This is a genomic window from Cellvibrio japonicus Ueda107, from assembly GCF_000019225.1.
GTDB lineage: Bacteria > Pseudomonadota > Gammaproteobacteria > Pseudomonadales > Cellvibrionaceae > Cellvibrio > Cellvibrio japonicus.
On record NC_010995.1, the window covers coordinates 4,398,982 to 4,422,283 of the forward strand.

Annotated in this window: 16 protein-coding genes; all 16 read left to right on the top strand. The window is 60.4% G+C overall.

What is annotated here, in order from left to right; translation table 11 throughout:
- The first annotated feature begins 130 nt into the window (after positions 1-130).
- The 16 genes from CJA_RS17685 (at position 131) to CJA_RS17760 (ending at position 23,301) form a co-directional block, all read left to right on the top strand.
- A complete protein-coding gene (locus CJA_RS17685) occupies positions 131-715 on the top strand; it encodes a Pvc16 family protein (protein WP_012489242.1) in 585 nt (194 codons plus the stop codon).
- Position 716: 1 nt separating this feature from the next.
- Positions 717-1,550 (top strand): hypothetical protein, encoded by an 834-nt coding sequence (locus tag CJA_RS17695; RefSeq protein ID WP_012489243.1) that lies wholly within the window; start codon positions 717-719, stop codon positions 1,548-1,550.
- Between the two features lie 17 nt (positions 1,551-1,567).
- The gene (locus CJA_RS17700) at positions 1,568-3,211 is read left to right on the top strand and encodes a phage tail sheath family protein (protein ID WP_012489244.1); all 1,644 of its coding nucleotides are present in this window, start codon (positions 1,568-1,570) and stop codon (positions 3,209-3,211) included.
- 107 nt (positions 3,212-3,318) lie between these two features.
- Positions 3,319-3,777, top strand: coding sequence for a phage tail protein (locus CJA_RS17705; RefSeq protein WP_012489245.1), 459 nt, complete (start codon positions 3,319-3,321; stop codon positions 3,775-3,777).
- 22 nt (positions 3,778-3,799) lie between these two features.
- Positions 3,800-4,276, top strand: a complete 477-nt coding sequence (locus CJA_RS17710) for a phage tail protein (protein WP_012489246.1) — start codon at positions 3,800-3,802, stop codon at positions 4,274-4,276.
- A gap of 35 nt (positions 4,277-4,311) precedes the next feature.
- Positions 4,312-4,479: a DUF5908 family protein gene (locus tag CJA_RS19500; protein WP_012489247.1), complete on the top strand. Its 168-nt coding sequence runs from the start codon at positions 4,312-4,314 to the stop codon at positions 4,477-4,479.
- A 2-nt stretch (positions 4,480-4,481) separates the two neighbouring features.
- Positions 4,482-5,162 carry a CIS tube protein gene (locus tag CJA_RS17715; protein ID WP_012489248.1) on the top strand — a complete coding sequence of 227 codons (681 nt, stop codon included), beginning with the start codon at positions 4,482-4,484 and terminating at the stop codon, positions 5,160-5,162.
- Positions 5,163-5,166: 4 nt separating this feature from the next.
- Positions 5,167-6,960 (top strand): type VI secretion system tip protein VgrG, encoded by a 1,794-nt coding sequence (vgrG, locus tag CJA_RS17720; protein WP_012489249.1) that lies wholly within the window; start codon positions 5,167-5,169, stop codon positions 6,958-6,960.
- Positions 6,961-6,972: 12 nt separating this feature from the next.
- Positions 6,973-7,263, top strand: coding sequence for a PAAR domain-containing protein (locus CJA_RS17725; RefSeq protein WP_012489250.1), 291 nt, complete (start codon positions 6,973-6,975; stop codon positions 7,261-7,263).
- A 10-nt stretch (positions 7,264-7,273) separates the two neighbouring features.
- Positions 7,274-7,681, top strand: a complete 408-nt coding sequence (locus CJA_RS17730; protein WP_012489251.1) for a GPW/gp25 family protein — start codon at positions 7,274-7,276, stop codon at positions 7,679-7,681.
- Between the two features lie 33 nt (positions 7,682-7,714).
- Positions 7,715-11,473, top strand: a complete 3,759-nt coding sequence (locus CJA_RS17735; RefSeq protein ID WP_012489252.1) for a baseplate J/gp47 family protein — start codon at positions 7,715-7,717, stop codon at positions 11,471-11,473.
- 8 nt (positions 11,474-11,481) lie between these two features.
- Positions 11,482-12,252, top strand: a complete 771-nt coding sequence (locus CJA_RS17740; protein WP_012489253.1) for a type 2 periplasmic-binding domain-containing protein — start codon at positions 11,482-11,484, stop codon at positions 12,250-12,252.
- 12 nt (positions 12,253-12,264) lie between these two features.
- Complete coding sequence (locus tag CJA_RS17745; protein ID WP_012489254.1) at positions 12,265-12,597, top strand: hypothetical protein; 333 nt, start codon at positions 12,265-12,267, stop codon at positions 12,595-12,597.
- Positions 12,594-15,119 carry a hypothetical protein gene (locus tag CJA_RS17750; RefSeq protein WP_012489255.1) on the top strand — a complete coding sequence of 842 codons (2,526 nt, stop codon included), beginning with the start codon at positions 12,594-12,596 and terminating at the stop codon, positions 15,117-15,119. The genes CJA_RS17745 and CJA_RS17750 overlap by 4 nt, the downstream gene beginning before the upstream one ends.
- Positions 15,116-21,922, top strand: a complete 6,807-nt coding sequence (locus tag CJA_RS17755; protein ID WP_041551790.1) for a contractile injection system tape measure protein — start codon at positions 15,116-15,118, stop codon at positions 21,920-21,922. The genes CJA_RS17750 and CJA_RS17755 overlap by 4 nt, the downstream gene beginning before the upstream one ends.
- 17 nt (positions 21,923-21,939) lie before the next feature.
- Positions 21,940-23,301 (top strand): ATP-binding protein, encoded by a 1,362-nt coding sequence (locus tag CJA_RS17760; RefSeq protein ID WP_012489258.1) that lies wholly within the window; start codon positions 21,940-21,942, stop codon positions 23,299-23,301.
- Position 23,302 lies beyond the last annotated feature (1 nt).

Genomic DNA, 23,302 nt, shown 5'->3' on the forward strand with positions numbered 1-23,302 from the left:
GTTATCTGTTTCCAAGCTTGCAACACCCGTTCCTGGATGGTACTGGCGTAGAGAATAACAAAACCATCGCAATTGCCCCTAGCCTGGGTCAGTTGTTCGATCAGCAGTGAACAATGCGCAGGGGTGCAGTTTGATACACGCAGCCATTCACCATCTAGCCTCCCAGTTGAATGCCTACCTAAAACGCACCAATAACCTCACGGAAGATATTGTCGTTGTGTCCAGCCTGACAGAGCCCGATGGTAGTGTGGCGGCACATGTCAATAACAAGTTGGTGATGTTTTTAACCAACATTGAAAAAGATACTGTCCCACAAGCCAAAATCTCTCGCGCCGAAGGCTTTGATGGCCGCTCATTGGTGCCCAGCAAAACACTGTACTTAAATCTGTATGTCATGCTGGCCGCTAATTTTAGTGGTGCCAATTACCCTGAAGCGCTTAAGTTTATTTCCCGCGCTACCGGTTTTTTTCAGTTGCAGCCTGTGTTTGACCGGCGCAATGCCCCGGATATGGATTCGCGCATTGAAAAACTGGTACTCAATATCGAGAACTTGAATATCCAGGATCTGAGCAATCTCTGGGGCTTGCTGGGTGGCAAATACCTGCCATCGGTGTATTACCGTGTGCGCATGATTGCGATGACACCCTCGGCTATCGTCGGCCAGGAACCGGTTTCATCGCGCCCGCAAACCGGTGTCAGCGGTCAGGATCGCTAAGATGGCCCAGTATGTTGTGCTGGTACGCGTGAATATCCAACACGATTTTTTCAGCGATGGCATTTGTCGCAACCTGGAGTTCCAGGCAACCGCCGCAACGAAAAAAATGTTGAATAGTTATCGCCTGTTGTTAAAACCCACGCGCAGCGGTTTTGACATCCTGGCCGATGCGGACTGGGGCTTTGAACCTGATGAAACCTTGCGCTTGCACATTGAAGCCTACGCCGGGGATAGCTATTTCGCGCTTTATACCGAAGAGATTCAAACACTGGATGGAATGCGTTGCTATCGGATTGAAAATATTACAGGCGATAACAGCGGCCTTGCATTGCAAGAAATCACAGCGCGAGAATACCGGTCCGGAAACGAGGGCCCCACACCAGCAGGACCTGGTGTATTAAAAAAACCGGTAATCGGTTTTGAAGTTGCCATTGAACATCAGGCACTTGGGATATTTGATGTGCAGCAGCGGGAATCCCTGCTTGCAGCGCCTGCGGTTCAATTGCAGTTACATGCGCGTGCGTTCCACTGGAAATATTATTTTTTTGGTGAACTTGCGAATCTGGATACTGAAATCCACGATTTGTATTCACCATCGCCTGTGGTATTTGATCTGTGTGATGAAGCGGTGCCCGACAGTGGCAAGGCTTTTTTATCGCAACAATCCATTGTGATGAGCGATGTACCAAAGCAACGATTTCAACTCAAGGAAAAAACCTCCCCAGGCAGGGTACTGATCAAGCGTTTACCTAACGCAGGACTCGGATGGATAGCTAAGAGCAGGAATCTCGCGGGGCAACAAATTCTTGTTGCAGAAATTTATGTCAATCAATAGCACTTAAAGGAAACGATATGGCTGGCGCGTATAAAACCCCCGGCGTCTACATTCTCGAAAAAGATGCCTTTCCCAACTCCGTCGTTGAGGTAGCCACTGCCGTACCGGCATTTGTGGGTTACACAGAATTTGCCGATAATAAAGGCAAGAGCCTGCTCAACAAACCCTGGCGCATTTCCTCCATGGCTGAATTTATCAGCTACTTTGGGGGTCCACCGCCGGCCACCTTTAAAATTGCGCGCAAGGGCGCTGCACCCACAGTCGCCGATGCGGTTGCCAGCCCTGCCGCAACCGATGATGAAAAAGCCATTGTCGACGCAATCAATGCCGCACGCAAAGCCGTAACCGGTATTGCCAGCCAGGATGAAAATCCCGATCCCTTCAGCACCAATGATGAAGATTTTTCACTCGGCAAGGACAGCAAATTCTTCCTCTCCCTGGAAGGCCAGTACTATCTCCTGTACCGCAGCATGATGCTGTTTTTCCAAAACGGTGGCGGTGCCTGTTACGTGGTTTCTGTCGGTAATTACGCGCAGGAAATCGCCGAAGGCGAATTGAGTGCGGGCGTCCAGACCCTCAAGAAAGAACAGGAACCCACCATGGTGGTGATTCCCGAAGCGGTATCCCTGTCTGAAGCGGATTGCTACAAGTTGCAGCAGGCGATGTTCAATCACTGCGGTTACGACATGAAAAACCGTTTTGCGATCCTCGATATCTACAACGGTTTCCAGGATAACCGCGATAACGAGTGTATCGATAATTTCCGCAATAAAATGGCCACCAACTTCCCGGCATTTGGTGCGGTTTATTACCCCTGGGTGAATACCTCGATTGTGTCGCTGCCGGAAGTGTCCTTCCGCAATGTTCACGCCGACAGCCTGGGTGATTTCGCCGCCCTGCTGACGCTGGAAGTGCGCGAAACTGTGCCTTCGCTGAAGAAACAGGAAAGCATAGTGGCGGAAATTGACAAGTTGGCCGATATCGCCAGCAAGAGCCCCGCTGAAAATGATGTGCTGCACAAAACCCTCAATGCCGTTTGCCCGCTGTACAGCAAAATCCTGGCAGGCATCCAGCATAAACTGAACCTGTTGCCACCCAGCGCTGCCATGGCCGGTATCTACACCATGGTCGACAATACCCGTGGCGTGTGGAAAGCACCGGCCAACGTGAGCCTGAACTCCGTGTCTTCACCCGCCGTGAATATCACCCACGAAGAGCAGGAAGACCTGAACGTTAACACCGCCGGTAAATCCATTAATGCGATTCGCACCTTTATTGGAGAAGGCACCCTGGTGTGGGGCGCGCGCACCCTCGATGGCAACAGCCTGGATTGGCGTTATATCAATGTGCGCCGCACCATGATCATGCTCGAAGAGTCAGTCAAACTGGCAACCAAGGCCTATGTGTTTGAACCTAACGTGGCCAATACCTGGGTGACGATCAAGAGCATGATCGGCAACTTCCTCACCAGCGTGTGGAAGCGCGGTGGCCTGGCCGGTGCCAGCCCGGATGATGCGTTCAGCGTACATGTGGGCCTGGGTGAAACCATGACTGCCGAAGATATTCTCGAAGGGGTCCTGCGCGTTACTGTGCTGGTTGCGCTGAGCCGTCCGGCCGAGTTTATCGAGATTACCTTCCAGCAGCAGATGCAAAAATCCTGATGCTGAACCGGTATTGATAAATTAACGCGAGGTCGTTGTACCCCTTGAACAATTGCAAGGACTTCGCTCCATTTTTAAACCATTGATTAATTAAGGTAGAGATAATCATGGCAGAAGACGGCTCCACACAATCCGCGAATATTTGGCCACTTCCCAAGTTTCACTTTGAAGTGAAATGGGATTCCAATGTGATGTCCTTCCAGGAGGTCAGCGGCCTGGATATTCAATCCGAGGAAATCAAATACCGCGCGGGTGACAGCAAGCAATTTTCCGTAGTGAAAATGCCGGGCATGATGAAGTTCGGCAATGTCACCATGAAGAAGGGCGTGTTTAAAGGCGATAACAAATTCTGGGATTGGCTGAACCAGATCAAGATGAACACCATCAAGCGTGTACCTGTCACCATCAGCCTGCTCGACGAAACCAGTGCACCCACCATGGTGTGGACACTGGCCAATGCCTGGCCCACCAAAATTACCTCGACCGATTTGAAAGCCGAGGGCAACGAAGTGGCTATTGAAAGCATTGAGATCGTCCACGAGGGCCTGACCATTGCCAATGGTTAAGCCCCAGGAGTAGTTTGCGATTATGTCGTTTAGTCTCAGCGGACTTGCAGGAGGAGATTATCCTCCTGCAGCGTTTTACTTCTCGGTCATTTTTGGCACGACCCTGGGCCTGACCGATACCTCCTTCCAGGAGGTATCGGGTATTGGGGTTGAGTTGGGAACCGAAGACGTGACCGAAGGTGGCGAAAACCGTTTTGTGCACAAACTGCCTACCGGGGTAAAGCACAACAACCTGGAATTGAAACGCGGTATAGCGCCCATGACATCACCGCTGGTTGTGTGGTGTCGCTCGGTGATGGAGCTGGATTTTATTGCCCCCATCATGCCGCAGCTGGTGAGCGTTTACCTGATGAACGAGAACGCCATTCCCATTCGCGCCTGGACCTTTGCCAATGCATTTCCGGTGAAATGGGAAGTCGAGAGTTTTAGTGCGACCAAGAACGAAGTGGCGATTGAAAAAATTGTACTGAGTTACACCTACTCCAACCGGATTATTTAGAGGCGGTGCCGTTAAGCTAACGACGCCGATCCAGCATGGCCATTGAAATCAAACAACTGCTGATCAAATCGACCCTGGTGGACGAACAGGATGAGCAACGGCAAAAGGAACTGCACACTAACCCTGAAGCGTTAAAAGATGAATTATTGGCGGAGTGTCGCCGGCTGATGGCCGAGATGCTGCGCGATAAAGGAATGCGTTAACCATGAACCTGGCCACCGGTATCAAAACCAAACTGAAAATTTCGCCCTGTACCGTCAGCGGTGACCAGGTCACTGTTTCCGGTGATACCCCCTTTGAAGCCATGATTAACCCGGCGGGTTACAGCCATAGCAGTGCCATTGTCTATACCGAAACCAAAACCTCGGGCGCCTCGGGCCAGGAAAAAAAGTACACCCGCACCGAACCGGAAAAACTCGAATTCAAACAGCTGGTACTGGACGGCACCGGCGTGGTGGATGGTGCCACCGCAACCGTGCGCGCGCAGATAGCCCTGTTGCGCAAGGTGGCCTACACCTTTAGTGGTGACCAGCACCAGGCGCCTATCGTGCAGGTTTCCTGGGGCCCGCTGTTGTTCAATGGCCGCCTCGAATCGCTCAGGGTTGAGTACACCCTGTTCAAACCCAGCGGCGAGCCACTGCGCGCCAAGCTCGATCTCAAGTTCACTTCCTTTAAAACCAACCAGGAAATCTTCCGCGCCGCCGACCTGCAATCCCCCGACCTGACCCACCTGGTAGAAGTGCGCGCAGGCGATACCCTGCCGCTGCTGTGCCAGCGAATCTACAAGGACAGTTCCTACTACCTGGCTGTGGCGCGCTTTAACGGTTTGCGCCAGTTCCGCGCTTTGCAGCCGGGGCAGGTATTGCGCTTCCCGCCGCTGGTGTAGTGCCATGGCTGATTCTCCACTGGCCAATTCCACCGGCGTCCTCAGCTGGGCCATCAGCTGCGACGGCACCCAGATCGAGGATAGCGTTAACCTCATATCGCTCGACATACAGCTGAACGTCAATCGTATCAATACCGCCATCCTGGTGCTGGAAGACGGCGATATGCCCAACGCCGATTTCCCGCTCAGCGATGCCGCCACCTTCAAGCCCGGTGCCGAAGTCAAAATCCAGTTGGGTTATGCCCAGGTACTGAGCGATGTGTTTACCGGGGTGGTGATCAAACACTCGATCAAAATCAGCAGCAACAACGCCGCGCGCCTGGTGATCGAGTGCAAGGACAAGGCGATTGCCATGACCGTGGGGCGCAAGAACGCCAACTACATCGATATGCTCGACAGCGACATCATCAGCAAGCTGATCGGCAATTACAGCGGCCTGAGTGCGGCGGATGTTACCGCCACCACCACCAGCCATAAGGAGCTGGTGCAGTTTTACACCAGCGATTGGGATTTTATGCTGGCGCGCGCCGAGGCCAATGGCCTGCTGGTGAGCCTGGATGCAGGCAAGGTGAGCGTGAAAGCGCCCGAGGCCAGCGGCAGCGCGGTGCTCACCGTGACCTATGGTGTGGATATGGTCGAATTCCACGCCGATATGGATGCGCGCCACCAATACTCCACCGTGGAAACCTACGCCTGGGACCTGGCCAGCCTGCAAGTCCAGAATAACCAATCGACGCCGGTTACCCTGCCCAGCCAGGGCGATATCACTTCCGCCACCCTGGCTGAGGTGATTGGCTTATCGGCTTTTCGCCTGCAGTCGGGCGTACCGCTCGAAAGCGATTTCCTCTCCACCTGGGCCAAGGCCCAGCAGCTTAAATCCGGGCTGGCGCGTATCCGCGGCCATGTGAGTTTCCAGGGTAGCGCCCTGGCCAAACCGGCGGCACTGCTGGAGCTTGCAGGCGTGGGCGCGCGCTTCAATGGCACGGTGTTTATCAGTGGGGTGGAGCATTCGGTCGCCGATGGCAACTGGATTACCCGGGTGGATTTCGGCATGGCACCCCAGTGGTTCAGCGAGGCCAACCAGTTGGAGTCGCCACCCGCCGCCGGGCTGACGGCCGGCATCCGGGGGCTGCATGTCGGGGTGGTGATGAAGCTGGATGCCGACCCCGAGAGCCAGTACAAGGTGCAGGTGTCCATTCCCGAGATGAGCGCCGAGACCGACGGTTTCTGGGCGCGCCTGGCACAGTTTTATGCCTCCAACAGCTTCGGCGCTTTTTTTATCCCCGAAATCGGCGATGAGGTGATCCTCGGTTTTTTCAACGACGACCCCTCCCATCCGGTGATCCTCGGCAGCCTTTACAGCAGCAAGAACAAACCGGCCTATGAGCTGACTGCCGACAACAATACCAAGGCGCTGGTGACACGCAGCAAGATGAAGCTGGAGTTCGACGACGACAAGAAGATCATCACCCTGGTCACGCCGGGCAATAACACGATCGTCATCAGCGACGATGGCAAATCCATCCTCCTGCAGGACCAGAACAGCAACAAGGTGGAGCTGAATTCCAGCGGCATCACCCTCGACACCCCCAAGGACATCACCCTCACCGCCAAGGGCAAGATAGTGCTCAACGCTACCGGCAACATCGAAGGTACCGCCCAGGCTGACGTGAAGCTCACCGGACTCAATATCACCCAGACCGCGAACGTGGGCTTTACCGCCAAGGGCAGCGCCACCGCCGAGGTCTCCGCCAGTGGCACCACCACCATCAAGGGTGCCATGGTCATGATCAACTGACAGGAATTTGCCATGCCACCCGCCGCCCGAATCACCGATATGCACGCCTGCCCCATGGTCACCGGTGTCGTGCCCCATGTGGGCGGGCCGGTCAGCGGCCCCTGTGTACCCACGGTGCTGATCGGCAAATTGCCCGCGGCGACCGTCGGCGATATGTGCGTGTGCGTGGGCCCGCCGGACAGCATCGTCAAAGGCTCAGCTACGGTGATGATCGGCGGCAAACCGGCGGCGCGCATGGGCGATACCACCGCCCACGGCGGCAATATCGTGCTGGGCCTGCCTACCGTCATGATCGGCGGCTAGGGGCAGGGCGATGAGTGACAAGAGTTTTCTCGGCACCGGCTGGAGTTTCCCGCCCCGCTTTACCAGCAAGGGACTGGTGACCGTGGGCGCCGAGGCGGACATCCACGAGAGCCTGCTGATCCTGCTGTCTACCCGGCCGGGTGAGCGGGTGATGCAACCCAACTATGGCTGCGGGCTCAAGGCCCATGTGTTCGACAGCCTCAACGAAAGCAGCTACGCCACCATCCGCGACCTGATCGAGCAGGCCGTCTTGTTTTTTGAGCCGCGCATCATCCTTGAGCGCATCGAGATCGACGACAGCGACTATATGCAGGGGCGCCTGTTGATCGATATCTACTACCGGGTGCGAGCAACCAATAACCGCTACAACCTGGTGTATCCCTTCTACATCCACGAAGGGAGCGCGCTAGCGGGTTGATATGCCGGATGTTTTGCGCCAACCGGGGGTTCGATGAGCCAGTTGCCCGAACCCGCCACCGCTTCGCTCCATGTCCGCGACGGCATGAGCCAGCAGCGCCGCTTTCTGCCGGCGCTGGCGCCCGGCTATTTCAATGTCGATGAACAGCGCTTCGAGGAGCTGCTAACCCAGTTGCACGGTTATGGCCAACTGGTGCTGCTGCCCGGCGTTGCCCTGGAAGAACCGCTCTTCGCCAACGACGAAATCCTGGTGATGGCGCAGATCCTCGCCTGCAACCCAACGCAACTGGAGCAGCAATTCCACCAGCGCCTGCAACAGTCCCTGGGCGATAACGACTGGGTTTTCAACGAGCGCCGCAATCCGGCCTCGATTGCCGGCCTGGTGGCCCTGATCGACCACTGGCACAGCCAGCTGCGCTACCCCCAGAGCGAAGCGGGAGAGCAGTTGCACGGGCTGATCGACAGCCTGTGCGAAGGCCTGGCGCGCGACCAGATCTACAGCGCCGACAGCCCCGGCCTGCACCATGCCTCCCTGGGAGTACGCCTCAACCAATTCGTCGCACAGCGCACCCGGCGCCTGGGTGCCCAGGGTATGCGCGACAGCGAAGATTGGGATAGCCGCGCCTTTTACGCCGCACTGCTCAAGGCGCTGGATATGATCCAATCCTGCGCACGCGAGCAGATGCCGCTGTCGCTGCGCAGCAAAAACCACGACCCGGCCCTGGCCCTGCGTGTGGCCTTTGTGCAGCTGTACCAGCGGCTGCAACAGCGGCTCAACCGTTTCACCATGGACCTGGTGGACTTTTACTACCGCGATATTCTGCAAGCGCGCCCGCGCCCGCCCCAGGCCGACAGTGTTTACCTGATCCTCAATAACAACCTGCAGGGACGCCAGCTGCCCCTGGCCGCCGGCACCGAGTTTGTCGCCGGGCTGGATAAGCAGAGCCAGGAGATCATCTACGCCGCCGACAGCGCGCTGGAAGTGAATGACACCCAGGTCAAACGCCTGTTCAGCCTTTACTTCCCGCGCCTGACAGTGGGTGAAAGCAACCGCATGACCCTCGCCGATGGCTGCTGGCTCAATCCTGTCAGCGCCCAGCCCGGTGCCGAGCGGGCAGTGCGCGACCAGTTTGCGCCCCAACCCCTGCTCGGGGCACCGCGCAACGGCCAGAATAATGGCGTGCCCTGGCAGGGCGGCGATGGTCGCAGCAGCGACGGCGCCAGCTCCGCGCGCCTGGGCTTTGCCCTGGCCAGCCAGGTGCTGCTGTTGAATGAAGGCAAGCGCCAGTTGAGCCTGGAACTGGTGTTTGACGCCATAGAGCGCCAGCATTGGACCAAGCTGAAAAACATCCTGCGCCTGCTGCCCAATATCAAGGACACCATTGCTGACGACAAATCCAAGTTCTTCGCCTATTTCGGCAAATTCTTTGAACTGAGCCTGACCACCGCGGAAGGCTGGTTCGTGATCGATGAATACAAACCCGCCTACCGGGCCACGGACGCCAATATACGCAACAATGCCCTGCGCCTGGATTTCGAGCTGCCCGATACCTGCCCGCCCATTACCGCCTACCAGGCCGAGGTGCATGGCGATGCACTCACAACGGCGCTGCCGGTCATCCGCGTCACCCTGCGCGAAAACTACCTGCAATACCCCTATGATGTGCTGCGCCAACTGGTGCTGCGCGAGGCGCGCATCCAGGTGCAGGTGAAGGGCTGCCACCAGTTGCTGCTGTTCAACAACATCGGCCAGTTATCGGCGCTCTCGCCTTTTACGCCCTTTGGCCCCATGCCCGATGTCGGTTCTTACCTGATTGTCGGCAACGACGAGATACGCGCCAAACAGCTCACCCATTTAAGCCTGGATATTGAATGGGCCGGATTGCCGGCGGTACAGGATGGCTTCAAGCGCTGGTACCAGGGCTATGCCCAGGGGCGCGATAACGACCAGTTTGTGGTGGGGGCCAGCGCCCTGGCCAACAGTCGCTGGCAGCCGGACCCGGCGGAAAGGCGCGGCGCCAGTATTCCGCTGTTCAGCACCCAATTGAAGAATGGCAGCCCCCAATTGCAGGTGCGCCAGCGGCTGTCACTCGATAGTGTGATTGCCTACCACCAGCCCCAGGACAGCCAGCAGCGCCAAAAGCCCCTGAGTTATTCCGCCAGCACCCGCAGCGGCCTGTTCAAGCTCACCCTGCAGGGGCCCCAGGGCGCCTTTGGCCACCGCGAATATCCGCAGTTGCTGGCCGACACCCTGACCCACAATGCCAGGGTCAAGCTGCCGCGCCTGGTGCGCCCCCTGCCCAACGCGCCCTATACCCCGGAGATCAACGCCATCCGCCTCAATTACAGCGCCCAGGCGATCATCACCCTGGCCGACGCCGGGCGCGAGACGGATACCCGGCAGCGCGACCAGTTCTTCCACCTGCATCCGCTCGGCTGGGAGCGGGTATCGCCCCTGCGCCACCCGCGCACCTACCTGCTGCCGCAGTACGAGGATGCCGGCAACCTCTATATCGGTATCAGCGCCAGTGCACCGCAAACCCTGAGCCTGCTGTTCCATTTGCGCGACAATTCACTGCCGATCCCGCCGCAGGCCTATGTCGCTAACGAGGGGGAACCTATACCTGCCCACCGCTCGCCGGCGGCGCTGCTGTCCTGGTCTTACCTGAGCGATAACCAGTGGCGCCCGCTTAACCCGCGCCACCTCAAAAGCGACAGCACCCAGGGTTTTATGACCACCGGTATCCTCAGCCTGGAGATGCCGCCGCGCATGACTGCCAACAACAGCATCATGCCCGGCGACTGCTACTGGTTGCGGCTCAGCGCCAACCGCGCCTTGCCCTATTTCAGCGAAATCTATTCGATCTACACCCAGGCGGTCAGAGCCACCTGGCAGCGCGGCGAACACCCGCCCGGCCCGGTACCGCGCCAACTGGCCGCCGAAACCATCAAGCGCACGCGCCAATCGCTGCCGGGGGTCACCGGTGTGACCCAATTGCGCCCCTCCTTTGGCGGCCTGGCGCAGGAGAGCGATGCTGAGCTGCGCCGGCGCCTGAGCGAGCGCCTGCGCCACAAGCAGCGCGCGCTCAGCCCCACGGATTACGAAATGCTGATCCTTGAGCGTTTCCCCCAGGTGCACAAGGTCAAATGCTTCGCCAATATCAACCGCCACCGCGAACCCTGGGTGCAGCCGGGGCAGGTGCTGATTATTCCCATTCCGCCACTGCGCACCGATGCCAGCGGGGAGCGGGTCTACCAACCCCATTTCGACGGCCACCTTATCCAGGCGATTTACGACTTTATCGCGCCCCTGGCCCCGGCCCAGGTCAGGATCAGCGTAGAGAACCCCTGCTACGAGGAAATCCAGGTGCGCTGTGCCCTGGCGTTTAAAAAAGGCTGCCACCCCGGCGAATTCCAGAACCGCCTCAACCGCGAGCTGTGCGATTACCTGTCGCCCTGGCAGGCGGAGCTGGGCAATAGTGTCCACTTTGGCTGGAGCCTGGGCGAGCAGGAGATCAAATCCTTTATCCACCACCGCGACTACATCGCCTATGTGACCGATTTTTCGCTGCTGCGCATCGCCAGCCGCCGCGATGGCCTGTTCCAACTGGAGGATACCGCCGCCAGTGCCGTACCGGGGCGGCAGACGCTCAAGCCGGGTTATCCCTGGACCACGGCGGTGCCGATCAACCAGCACTTTTTACAGTTACTCGACCAACCCACCGCTATCGCGCCGCAGGTCACCGGCCTGAATGAAATGGCGGTGGGCAGTACGTTCATCATTTCCGAATAGGTAAGCCTATGGAAAAGCTCGACCGCTCCGCACTCAAAAACAAGTTCAAAAAAGGCCGCCTGCCGGCCGAACAGGACTTCGCCAACCTGATCGACTCCATGGTGAATATCCTGGAGGAAGGCTTTGATCGCAGTGCCAACGACGGGCTGAGGATGTCGCAGACCGGCAACGGGCGCCTGCTCAGTTTCTACCGCAATATCGCGGTGGACAGCCCGCAGTGGTTCCTTGAGCTGGGCAGCAGCGACAACAAGCTCCACCTGGGCACCCCGGCCAGCCCGCGCGTACTCAGCCTGCACGCCAGCGACGGCGACAGCGGTGCGCGCATTGCCGTGGGTATCAACCAGGAAGACCCGCAGGCCACCCTGGATGTGGGCGGCACCCTGGCCAGCAACGGCCGGCGCGGCCAGTTTGGCGAATTGCCGGTCGCCGCCGATGGCCAGTGGCACGATATCACCAGCGCCCTGACCGGCTGCGAAGCCTTTGAAATTGTCGCCGGGGTGGGCGGTGCCGATGCCGACGGCAAATATGCCCTGTTGCACGCCTTTGCACTCAATACCTTTAACGGTAAAAACAGCATCACCCCCCACGAAGCCTGGTTTGGCAACAAGTGCAATCGCATCGACCTGCGCTGGCAATCGGTGCCGGAGCTGGGCCAGTTCCACTTTAAATTGCAAATGCGCGTGCAGTGTCCCTACGGCAAGGACATCTGGGTCAAGTACCACCTGACCCGCCTCTGGTTTGACCCGCTGATGCTGGACAGCAACCAGCCACCGCTCTAGGAGGACACCAGGATGCAAACCACACCCACTGCCCGCGCGCGCGAACCGCTGCATATCTACCTGACCCTGGCGCAGAGCAGCCTGGTATTGGAAGCGCTGGTGGAAAAGCCGTTCAAGGAGGTGTTTGAGCTGATCGGCAAGCTTAACCACCAGGCCCAGCCGTTCTACCAGCCCGATGCCGATCCCGAGTCGCCCTCGCGGTTTGTACTGGAGCCGCCCGAGTTAAGCCTGTGCGTGCGCGCCCTGGGCGATTTGCCCTACAACCGGGTGTGCAGCCTGGTGGCCCTGCTGCACCAGCAGCTACAGGCCCAGCAGGCCGGGCTTGACAGGGTGCACACCCCATGAATAACCCTGAGCGCCTGGAAGCTTCCCCGGGTACCGGTGGCGCGGCCGCTGCGCCGGTCACCGCCCATGCGATCACCCGGCGCCAGGACGACGGCGAAGGCCTGGACTTTGCCAGCCTGCGCGAAACGGGCATCGCCGCGCTACAAGACCTGGCGGGCAATATCTGGAGCGACTACAACCTCCACGATCCGGGTGTCACCATCCTCGAACAGCTGTGCTACGGCCTGACCGAACTGGTGTACCAGATGCGTATCCCGGTCGCCGACCAGCTGGCAGACGAACGCGGGCTGATCCCGGTAGAGGATTACTTCCTCTACAAGCCCCAGGACATCTTGCCCAGCCGCGCGGTCACCCCCGAGGATTACGCCAAAACCCTGCTCGACCAGATCGCCGACATAGACGCCATTACCATCAGCAGCGATAACGGGCTCTACGACATTCGCCTGAAACTGGTAGAGCCGCTGATCGGCCAGCCGCTCGCTGCCGACGACAAGGCGGGGATACTGGCCCAGGTAAAACAGCTCTACCTGGCGCAGCGCAACCTGGGTGAGGACATCAACAGTATCCAGCTGGAAGAGGGCCGCCCCTGCTACCTGCAGGGCACTATCGAAACCACGGGCAAGCGGCCCCTGGCGGCTATCTATGCCGATGTGTTTTTCCAGGCCGCGCGGCGGCTTTCTTCCCATGTGCATATCCAGCGCTATGAAACCCTGGCGGCCACAGAAAGCGACCTGACGCAGATCTTTACCGGGCCGCTGACCCGCCACGGCTATATCCACAGCGAGGGGCTGGCACCGGAACAGAACAGCCGCCCGCTGGACGAACTCAACGCGCTGATCAGCCGGATTGAGGGTGTGAAAAAGGTCTATCACCTGGAATTGGTAGACGGCGATGGCAAACCGGTACAACCGGGCCAGGACGAACACTGCTACTTCCTGCAATTCCCCGACACCCTGGAACAGCAAAAATGGCTCAAGATTGACTTTAACCCCGGTAAAACCGACGACCCGGCCGGGGTAGTGCAGGGGCGCGCCGCCTGGAGCGAACGGCTGATGGCCGATACCCGCCGCGCCCTGCAAAAACTGGAATTTGAATACCGCGCCTTCCGCAGCAACAAGGCCAATGCCAGCAATATCTACAAGCCGCCCCAGGGATTGCCGCGCCTGGCGCTGGACTACTACTCGATCCAGCACCAGTTCCCCCATGTCTATGGCATCAACAGCGCCGGGGTGCCACCCAGCGCCGGGCTGGAACGGCGCCAGCAGGCACAGCAGCTCAAGGCCTATCTCTACCCCATGGAGCAGCTGATGGCCAATTTGCTGGAACAGGTCCAGCAATTGCACCGCCTGTTCCACCGCGCCGGCGGTAGCGATGCCAGCTATTTCTGCCAGTGGCTGGACAACCTGAAAGTGCCCAACCTGGAAGCCATCTACCGCGATCCTGCGTGTATTGAAGCACAAGTGCGCCAGATACAAGCCAGCCACGACCCGGCCCTGGAGCGCAAAAGCCGCGCGCTGGATACCCTGCTGGCGCTCTATGGCGAAATCTTCTCCCAGGAAGCCCTGCTGCACTTCAATTACTACTACAACGAGCAAGCGGGCTATTGGGTCATCAGCAACAAGCTGCGCTTCCTCACCCACCTGATTGCCATCAGCAGCAGCCGCGGCGGTGGCGCCGACCTGCGCCAGTCGCCCTGGGGCGACGACCCCGGCGGCCTCTACACTCGCCTGGGCATACTCCTGGGTATCGAAAACCTGGCGCCGGAACAGCCGCTCTCCAGCTGTTTCGAGCGCTACCAGGTACAGGTGATCGAGAGCCAGCGCCTGCTGGCACAGGGGGAATTCATCGAGCTGGACGACACCGCCCCACCCCTGTACGCCGTACCCCAGCTCAGCGCACGCCAACAGGAGCGACTCAACGCCTGGCAGGTGCGCAACAGCAAACCGCTCAGCCTCACCCCCATCATGCTGCGCGAGGGCACCAACCTGGATACCTACCGGCTGAGCCAGGATGGGGAAGGGGCAGTGACCATTTACTTCTGCCCGCCCAACAAGCCGCGCGGATTGATGCTCAGGCGCTGCCAGAAACGGGAAGAGGCCGTGGACTATGTGCATCGCTTCAAGAAAATCATCACCCAGGTCAACCTCCAGGGCGAAGGTTTTTACCTGGTGGAACACCTGCTGCTGCGCCCGCGCCAGCCACAGGCGCCACTTGCCGATGATTTCTACCCAAACCGCCTGAGCCTGGTTTTCCCGCGCTGGAGCGCGCGCTTTAGCAACCCGGCCTTTCGCCAGTTTGCCGAAAAAACCATTGCCAACCAGTGCCCGGCGCACCTGTTGCCGCAGATTTACTGGGTGGACCTGGATGCGCTGCGCCACTTCGAAACGGTTTACCTCACCTGGCGCGAACAGCTACAGGCCTGGTGTACCCAGGGCGGCGATGCCACCGCGCTCGACCGCGCCGCCAATAACCTGCGCCGCTGGCTGGAACGCCAGACGCCTTCCGACGCGGTGTGGATATGAAACCCTGGGGCCGGCCACAACACAGCATCGATGAACTGGTGCTCGACCTGGGCTTCAGCAGCCGCTCATTCGCGCAGCGCGAGGAGACCGAACTGGTGCATTGGCTGAGCGATGAATTGCTGCCCGCCCTCAACCGCCTGTTCGACCATTACTCGCCTGAGCCGCAACTGCTGCGCTTCGATACCCTCAGCTTTGATTTTGGCCCGGTGCCTGCCAGCGACTATCGCGCCCATATCCAGCAGCAGTTGCTGGAGCAGTTCGCCGCCCTGATCAAGCCGCGCCTGCTGCCCTTATCACCGGCCTTTAACGACAGCAAGCCCTGGACAGACTTTACCCAAGACGCCACCGATACCCAGGATGCCACCCCGCCCAGGGCCGACCTGGCCTGGGTGCTGGACAACCAGGCTGGCAGCAGCGGCACCAACATCATTCATAACCCCAAAAACCAGGCTATCAACGGCGAAGTTGCTGCCATTGGCGGCGAAACAACGGCTACGGACAGCAACCTTCCCCCACCCCAAACATCATCCCCGGAGCGCCAACGGCGTGAAGCCGCCCTGCACTGGCTGGTTCACTACCTGGCCAGCGGCCAGTTGCCCGCACCGGGAAACCGAGGGGCACCCGCTACCGCCAGCCATCACCCCGGCACAGGTAAGCCGCCGCACCACCAGCTGCTGGAATTAGTGCTTGGCGACAGGGACAGCACCCTTGCCCTGGGGCAAGCCTTGCGCCAATTGCCCAGCCAGTCACAGCTGTTAGCGCGGCTGTTGGCGCAATTCACCCCCGCACACTGGCAGGCATTGATCCAGCAACTGGCCCCGGCGGCAGGCCCGGCGCTGGCCCTGCTCCACCAGGCCCAGCAGCTGCACCGCCAGCAACCGGCACTGGCTCCCCAATGGCAGCCACACCAGGGCTGGAGTGATGTGCTGGGTCTGGCCATACAAGCACCGGATACCCCTCAATCCCTCTGGATCGACAGGGTGATAACCCCGCTGGCAGCCCAAAGCCCCCTGGGGCTGCCTCGGCTACTGGGTGAGGGGTTACCGGACGAACAGCGACTGGATGGCCACTTACCCAGCGATTCGTTTCCCGATGAGTTGCAGCGATTGCCGAACCTGGCGCCCGCATTAGCACAGGCACTGGCCGCACGCGATACAGGTGCAGCCCAAGCGCTGCCGGAGGCGACATCGGGCACAACCCACGCCACACCTTCACCCGCCGATATCGCCCCGATATCACCACAAGAGCCAGCACAATCGGCACAATTGGCGGCAAAATCAGCAGCTACCCCCCCTGTGCAACACACCCTGGCCACAGCACTGCTGGATGCGAACCCCGCACCCTTGCAGGCCCTCTGGCAGCAGTACCGCCCGCAATCCCCAAACCTGTTACGCAGCCTGTTGCAACACTATTTACCCAGCGCCGAACTGCGCCAGCGGCTGGCGCTGACACTGCCGCTGCCACTGCTCGCCGATATGCTGCTCCTGCTGGCGCCGGCCGCCGGATCATTGGTCGCCCACTTGCCGCAATTGGTAGTGGATCAAACCGGTGCCGGACAAGCAGGGGCGCCAAGCACTGACCAACAAGACATACCGCAGGAAAGTCGCCAGCGCCAGCTCTGGGCCCTGGCCGTGGGATTGGTACTCGCGCAGGCACCTGTGGCGGGCGAAGACAGGCAACAGGGGGCATCCCCCGTACAACAACAGGCAGCGCGGGTCACACCTGCATCTCCGGGAACAGAAGGCGCGCACCCGGAGACACGCACCGCCAGCGGCACCCCAGCCACACAGGCTGTGTCACCGGACGCCTTGCCAACAGGCGCTGACGCCATGGCCGGGGTATCGGCGGGGCAAGACGCCAGTGCATCAGGCGACCGGGAACTGCCAATATCCACCCAGGCATACGCACCAGCCATGGCCCCTGTAGATGCTGTAGATCCAGAATACGGCGCTACCCCGACCCTTCCTGCAACACCAGCCACCATCCCGGCCCTGGTTCGCCAACTCAGCCAAACCCAGGCGAGCCTCCACCAACAGCCGGATGGCGCGCTTGAGCAGCGCTGGCACAGACTGCTGGAACATGCCCGTACAACCGCCCGTACCACGCCTCTGGCCACGGCCAGGGGAGATGTACCTGGCGCGGGAGCCAGGGAATCCACACCGGCCAATATCCATCGGGGCGCACAGCCAACACTCCCCAGCGACACGCCAGGGGTAACCGGGGCAGGTGCACAACCGGGCCGGGTTGTTGAAACACCTGCCTTGCGCCAGGCACCGGGCCAACCTGGGCCAGGTACCCTGGATACCGCCGCGCTCCCGGCGGAAGCCCACGCCCGGCAGACGGATACCGGCGCACCGGGCGAGTCCCTAGCAGCACAGGCGGTCGCCTCTCCCGATGCACTGAATCCACTGGCGCTGGCCCTGGTGCGCGGCGACTACACCCGGCTCGTGCAGGACTGGGCCGCGGCCTATAGCCGCCAACCGGATCGCTTGCGCCAACTGCTGCGCCACTATTTGCCATCGCCGGAATTGCGCCAGCAACTGGCCCTGGCCATGCCCCTGGTTTGGTTGGAGCAGGCGCTGGCACTGATCGAACCGACCCTGGCCAACGACCTGCTGCCCTTGATGGCCGCGCTTGCCTATTCCGCAAGCGCTGGCCCGGGCCTTGAGCCGGCGCCTGCCGCAAGCGCCCTGGACAGTGCAGTTGCCCGGCGCGCGGTATCCGCGAATAGCGACCTGGCCGATAACCCTGGCGCATCCGATGCCGGAATGCGCGACAGCGAGGTTCACACCACAGGTACAGCCCAGGCCCTGGAAGGAGAAGAGGACAGGACAGAGGCAGGGGACGCAGAAACCACGGCAGGCCAAACGGCAACTCACCCACTGCTGGCAGAGAATACACAGCGCCAGTTCTGGGCACTGGCTATCGGGCTCCTGCTGGAAGCAGCTCCCGCCACAGGACCAGGCGCAGTTGAAAACCGACGGGCAACAGCCAGCGCCGCCCCCGACATCAACCCCCTCGGGGCGGCGCAGGCAAGCACGGAATACGCCTCGCTATCATCCCTAGCCAATAGCGCAACGGCGGCAGACAAGAACCCACAGGCGCAACCGGGACAGGCGGAGATCACCGCCACGGGCAGCGAAGCCATGGTCTCCCTGCCGGAAGGTACCACCGCAGCACGCATCGCTACAGACAGCAACGACAACCCCTTGCCGCCGCCGCAACTGCTACAACAACTCAGCCAGGCCTATGCCCAGCTCTACCACCTGGAGCCAGACCTGCTCGCCAAGCGCTGGCATATCCTGTTGCAGGCCAGCCGCCCGGTATCCCCGGAGCAGGCGCCGCAGGAGCAGGTGCCTCCGGAACAAACGCTCTCCGGACAAGGGTCACCGGAGGCAGCAGGGCAATTGCCAACGCCTGCAAACCCGCCTCGCCATGGGCTGACACCCCCAGCGGCAACCGGGCGGGAGCGCTCTGGCGAAGTCCCGGCACTATCGCCAACCGACCCAGCCCAGGCACTGGCCACAACCTCGCCAGCACAGCAGGCCGCCGTCACCGGTGCGCTCAGGGAGCGCGCTGACCAACCCCTGCCGGCAGCGCCCCCATCACCTGTACTATCTGCCAGCGAATTCCCGCCGGACTCAGCCGAGGCGCCAGTAACCCCGGCCATTGCTGCAGGACTCGAATATCCTCCGACGCCAGCCCCGGACAATCCGCCGTCCGAGCCGTCATCGGCGATCAACACCACAGGGCTGGACCCACTGGCGGTAGCGCTGATCAGGGGCGACAGCACCCAGCTACAACAACTCTGGGCCAGGGCCTATCCGCAGCAAAGCCCGCAGCTGCAACAATTGCTGCGCCACTACCTGCCATCGCCGGAATTGCGCCAGCGACTGGCACTCACCATGCCCCTGCCTTGGCTGGAAGACGCCCTGCACGTACTGGCACCGGACCTGGCCGGCGTGATCATCCGCCTCCAGCAGCACATCGCGCGGCCAGACCAACTGCGGGGCGATAACCCCTTTGCGGCCCTGGGGAATAACCATCAGAAGGCGAGCACTCATCAGGAGAGCGCTCATCAAGAGAGGACTGACCGGGAGCACCTCAAACAAGGGGGCTCACAACCGGAAGGGGCAGATCAAGAACACGGGGAGCCACAATCCGGAGGGCAGGAAAAGCGCGAACAGGAAAATAGGGCGCCCATACCCGATGTTGCCGAGATACAGCGCCAACTCTGGGCCCTGGCGATAGGGTTACTGCTGGCACCATCGACACAGCGCCAGGAACCGTTCACGCCTGGCAATAGCGCACAGGACACAACTGCGGCCAGATCGGCACCCGCTGACGCGGCGCCGGATACCGGTGTATCCACCGGGCAACAGGCCGCGGACACATCAGCCCCGTCGCGCTTCACCACCAGCGGAGAACCTGGCCCTGATCACACGCCGCACCCGATGCAGGCCAACACCCATCACCAAGTACCTGCTGTGCCGGCCCCGGCAAGCACACAGAATGCCGCATCGCTGATCGCTGCCCTCAGCCATCAACTGGCCCGGCTCTATCACCTGGACGCCCAAGCCCTAGCAGCCGACTGGCAGGCGCTGGCTCACCCCGAGACAAGCACAGCCCCTGTGTCGCCACCGCCAATACCTGTATCAACACCACAAGTTGCGGATAGCGAAGCTATTAGCGGCGGGCTCTCCGGGGAAAGCCAGGGGGAAGGCGGGGATATGCAGCGCGACAATATCAGCCCGCTGGCGCTGTTTGACCTGTGCATGCGCCTGAAGGCCGGCCATGTGCGCTGGGAGACACTCCCCGACGATGCGCGCCTGCTGGAGCGATTGGTGCACAGCTATATCCAGCTTAGCCCGCTGTTCGCCGCGGAATACCGGCGCGAGTTTGGCGAGGCAGTCAACCAGCATGAGCCGCCACCGGCGCAGCAGCTGGCCTACTATCGCCAACTGCTACAGCAGCTACTGGATGAAAGCCTGATCGACCTGGAGGAACTGCAAGCCTCAGCCCGCTTGCAGGCCAGCCATCCCGCCAGGAGTACTGCCCCGGCATCTACCACCGCATTTGATAGCCCGTTGCCAACACCGGCGGATAACACCGGGGACAATCCCGCACCGGCCCAAGTGACAGGGGCGCCAGCCAAAGTGAAAGAGGGCACAACGCCCAACAACCCGCCGGGAGCAACACCTCGACAGCCCAGTCCAACCGCACCTCTGGACGCCGAAGATCAGCTAGCCAGCCATAAACCCACCGCTCCGCTATCAGCGGCAGATACATCCTCCGTGGCGTCACCCGCGACACCCGGCATGGCTACCGGCATACCGACATCACGCCGGCAACCGCTTGCAGGAACGCCATCGGCAGCAGATGTTGCCCCGATGGCAAACACGCCTTCCGGCGCGTCAACCCCAGCGGTTGCACCGGCGTCTGCTGTACCTTCATCGGCGGCATTTAGCGCAGCGGATGCCAGCGCAGCCTCCGAACCAACAGCCCCTAAGCCGGCGCCGACAATCCCCTTATCACCGCCTGCACCCGCTTTTTCGGCGTCGTCTGCCGCTACCCATGGAACCCCGAGCCCCGTGCGTCCGCCATCGCTTTCACTGACTGACCTTTTTGCCAACACCGCCATAGCCGGCGCCGCCCAAAGCCTGCAAGCCCATATCCACCAGTTGCTCAACCAGCCCGGGGATACGCTCACGCGCGAGTGGCGCCAACTGCTGGCCGCGCGCGCGCATCGCCAGTGGCTGGTGGATACCCTACCCGGCTATCTGCTGCACCGGATTGCCAGCCACCTGGGCGGCGATGCCTATACCCGGCTGGAACACTGGCTGCGCCCGGTGATGGAATCCCTGGTATTACTGGGGCTGAACAGCCAGACAGGCGCCCTCAAACAGGCCCAGTGGAACTGGGTCTTGGCACAACTGTTCAGCGACGGGCCACCCTATCGCCAGGATGCCGCCGCTGCAGAGGGGCTGGCACCCGCGCAACTCCAGGTACTGGAGCTGCTGGCCGATGCCGCCGCCCTGCCGGACCCGCGCCGGCTGCTGCGCCTGGTCAAACAGCGCCTGGCCGCCCAGGCGGATAGCGCCGCCCGCTCACCGGATTCCGGTGCCTCCACAACCGCAACTGCCGCCGACGCAGCGGACCCGGACGCCACCAACCGGGACACTGACCCGGCAAGGCGCCATCCCCGGGCCAACCCGCGCAGCCCGATCAACCCGGCGTTTTCACTCAATGACAACAGCAACACCCCGGCAGTCAGTGACGATACCCCCTGGAAAGATGCCCTGCCGCTTCACAACGTCGGCCAGGTGCTGGCGGCGCCATTTCTGCCGCGCCTGTTCTCCATGCTCAACCTCACCGCCGAAGGGCGCTTTGTGCACCCCATGGCCGCTGACCGCGCTGCGCACCTGCTGCAATTTATGGTGGATGGGCAAACCCGCGCCCCCGAGTACGAACTGACGCTCAACAAGGTGCTGTGCGGTATCAGCACCAGCCTGCCCCTGAGCGCCGGGATCGAGATTACCGAACAGGAGCGCAACACCATCGAGCAGATGCTCACCAGCATGATCCAGCACTGGAAGGTTTTGGGTTCCACCTCCATTGCCGGCCTGCGCGAAACCTTTTTGCAGCGCCAGGGCTGGCTGCTGCTGGACGAAGACTACTGGCGCCTGCAAGTGCAGGAGCGCAGTTTCGATTTACTGCTCGATCGCCTGCCCTGGAGCATCGGCATGATCAAGCACAGTTGGATGGATAAACCCTTGCGCGTTACCTGGCGCCATATTTCGTGATCGACAGCGAGACTTCGATGAACCCTGACCTCAGCCACGCCAACGCCCTCGCCCTGGAACAGGAACTCGCCTGGTTTGCGGCCGTGCTCGACCTGCGTTTTACCCATTATTTCGGCTCGCCCGACACCCAGGCCAGCACCCCGGATATACGCACACTCGCGCCGCCGGACCTGAGTGCGGATAACTCCGGCTACGCACGCATCCTGCACGAGCATCAATTCGGCTTTGATGAGCGCCTGGTGCTGATCCTCTGCTTGATTCCCCACCTGCGCCCCCAGGCGCTGGATATTTTTTTCACCCAGAGCCAGGTCACCGGGCGCACCTATACCGAATTCGGCGGCTGGCGCGGCAAGGCCCACAATGGCTTTTTACCGACTGCCGAAACTGCGGTGTTTTTATTGGCCGGACAGGATTTGCAACGCCGTTTCAGCGCGCTGCAATTGTTCGACGAGCAACACGCGCTTTTGAAAAAAGGCATCCTCAAACTGGAACACCAGGCCAGCGGCGAACCCTTCCTCAATGCGGTGATCGCCATCAATACGGAATACCTGCATCTGTGCACCCACGGCCAGGTGCAAAAACCCGATTACAGCATGGAGTTCCCCGCCAAACTCATCACCAGCAAACTCACCTGGGATGATTTGGTGTTGTCACGCGAAGTGATGGAAGAAATCGATCACCTGCACACCTGGCTTAGGCAAGGCAGGCAACTGGTCAGCCGCTGGGGCCTGGAGCGCAGTATCAAACCCGGCTATCGCAGTTTGTTTTTCGGGCCGCCAGGCACCGGTAAAACACTTACCGCCACGCTGCTTGGCGCCAGTGTAGGGGTAGATGTGTATCGCATCGACTTATCCATGGTGGTCTCCAAATACATTGGCGAAACGGAAAAAAACCTCGCCGGTGTATTCGACCAGGCGCAAAACAAAAACTGGATTTTATTTTTCGACGAAGCCGACGCGCTGTTTGGCAAGCGCACCCAAACCAGCAACTCCAACGACCGCCATGCCAACCAGGAAATCTCCTACCTGTTGCAGCGCGTGGAAGATTTTCCCGGGGTGGTGATCCTGGCGAGCAATATCAAAGCCAATATCGATGAGGCGTTTGCACGGCGCTTCCAATCGATTATTTATTTTCCGCTGCCCGACGAAGTGGAGCGCCTGCGCCTGTGGCAAAACCTGCTGGCCAATACCCAGTTGCTCGCCAGCGATGTCGACCTGCCACTGCTCGCGGAAAAATACGAACTCTCCGGCGGCTCGCTCACCAATGTCGCGCGCTATGCCGCCATACGCGCCAGCCGCCTGGGGCGTGAACAGATTAACCAGGCAGACCTGCTGCAAGGTATCAACAAAGAACTTCTCAAGGAGGGGCGCACGCTCTGAT